The 1,966-nt window shown below is 74.0% G+C and carries 3 protein-coding genes; all 3 read left to right on the forward strand.

The features are described 5' to 3' along the window. The first annotated feature begins 117 nt into the window (after positions 1-117). Complete coding sequence (locus ACWCSD_RS52030; protein ID WP_449927242.1) at positions 118-540, forward strand: aldehyde dehydrogenase family protein; 423 nt, start codon at positions 118-120, stop codon at positions 538-540. 3 nt (positions 541-543) lie between these two features. Beyond that, on the forward strand, positions 544-987 hold the full coding sequence (locus ACWCSD_RS52035) for a hypothetical protein (RefSeq protein ID WP_397157856.1): 444 nt from the start codon (positions 544-546) through the stop codon (positions 985-987). A gap of 1 nt (position 988) precedes the next feature. After that, positions 989-1,966 (forward strand): nitrilase-related carbon-nitrogen hydrolase (locus ACWCSD_RS52040; protein WP_449927239.1); only part of this gene is annotated, 978 nt, incomplete at its 3' end.

Consider the following 1,966-nt stretch of genomic DNA (forward strand, 5'->3'; position numbering starts at 1 on the left):
CGTGGACGGTGCGCACCACGTCGGAGCCGAGCTTGCGGCGCAGCGCGCGGACGTGGCTGTCCACGGTCCTGGTCGCGGCGGCCTCGGAGAAGCCCTCTGACCCACACGGGCGGCGCGATCGAGCGGCACGGCGGCGGGTTGTGGTGCCGTCCCACCGTGCTGTCGCGGGTGCGGCACGACATGCTGGTCATGACGGAGGAGACGTTCGGGCCGGTGCTGCCGGTCATGGCCGTGTCCGGGGCGGAGGAGGCGGTGGAGCTGGCCAACGACAGCGCGTACGGGCTGTCGGCCGCCGTGTTCGCCGCCACCGAGAAGGAGGCGCTGGCCGTCGCGGCCCGGCTGAACGCCGGCGCGGTCAGCGTCAACGACGCCGCGCTGACCGCGCTCGTCCACGAGGGCGAGAAGAACTCCTTCGGCCTGTCGGGGCTCGGCGGCTCGCGCATGGGCGCCGCCTCGATCGGCCGGTTCCTGCGCCGCAGGGCGTACCTGATCAACCGGTCCGGGGCCGCCGACCCGTGGTGGCACCCGAGGGAGGGATAGAGCATGGGACTGCGTGCCGAGATGCCGCTGCTGGCCCGCCACGAGGGCGAGTGGGCCGGCGAGTACGTGCACGTCGACAAGGACGGCGCCGTGATCGACCGCCACCACGTCGAGATGACCTGCGCGATCGTCGACGACACCGGCTACCACCAGACCAACCGCTACCGCTGGGACGACGGCCGCACCGAGGTGCACGAGTTCCCCGGCACGTACCTGGGCGGCGGCCGGTGCGCGTTCGACACCGACCGGCTGACCGGCCAGTTCTGGGAGCTCGACGACAGCACCATCTACCTGACCTGGCGCTTCAAGGCCGAAGGCGACGACCTGCGGCTGTTCGAGCTGATCGTGCTGAGCCCGGACGGCGACTCCCGCAGCCGCACCTGGCAGTGGATCAGGAACGGCGCGTGCGTCCGGCGCACGCTGATCGACGAGCACCGGACCGCCTGACATGACCGCCTACACCGCCCTGGCGCTCCAGGTAGCGGCGAGGGCCGTCACCGACCGCGCCGACCTGGCCGCCGCCGTCGGGCGCGTGGCGGAGCGCGTCGGCGGCAGCAAGGCGTGGCTCGGCCCCGCCCTGCGGCTGGTGGTGCTGCCGGAGTACGTCCTGACCGGCTTCCCCGCCGGGCAGGGCCCGGCCGAGTGGCGCGAGAAGGCCGCCCTCGACGTGGACGGGCCCGAGTACCGGGCGCTGGCCGCGATCGCCGCCGACGAGGACGTGTTCCTGTGCGTCAACGCCTACGAGCGCGACGAGCACTTCCCCGGCCTGTACTTCCAGGCGTGCGTGATCCTCTCCCCGGCGGGGGAGGCGGTGCTGCGCTACCGGCGGCTGCACTCGCTGTTCACGCCCACGCCGTACGACGTGTGGGAACGCTACCTCGACCGGTACGGCCTCGACGGCGTGCTGCCGGTCGCGCGCACCGAGATCGGCAACCTGGCCGCGCTCGCCTCGGAGGAGATCCTGGTGCCCGAGCTGGCCAGGGCGCTGGCGCTGCGCGGCGCGGAGGTGTTCTGCAACCCGACCTCCGAGGCGTACTCGCCCGCCCTGACGCCCAAGGCCGTCGCCCGCCGCGCCCGCGCTCTGGAGAACCTGGCCTTCGTCGTCTCGGCCAACACCGCCGGGCTGTCCGGCATCGCGATCCCGGGCGACTCCGTCAACGGCGGCTCGGAGGTGATCGACCACGAGGGCCGCGCGCTGGCCCAGGCCGGGCCGGGGGAGACGCTGGTCGCCGCCGCCGAGCTGGACCTGGCCGCGCTGCGCCGCGCCCGCCGCCGGCCCGGCATGGCGAACCTGCCCAGCCGGGTCAAGACCGGACTGTGGGCGCGCGAGTACGCCGCGCACGACGTCGAACGGCCCGCCGACCTGGAGGCCGCCCCGGACCGCGGCTTCCACGTCGCCCGGCAGCGCGAGATCATCGAACGCCTG

The organism is Nonomuraea sp. NPDC001684 (genome assembly GCF_053596515.1).

What these genes read in the sequence shown, in the direction of transcription:
- ACWCSD_RS52035 (WP_397157856.1), top strand. Translation starts at nt 544, where the DNA reads ATGGGACTGCGTGCCGAGATGCCGCTGCTGGCCCGCCACGAGGGCGAG.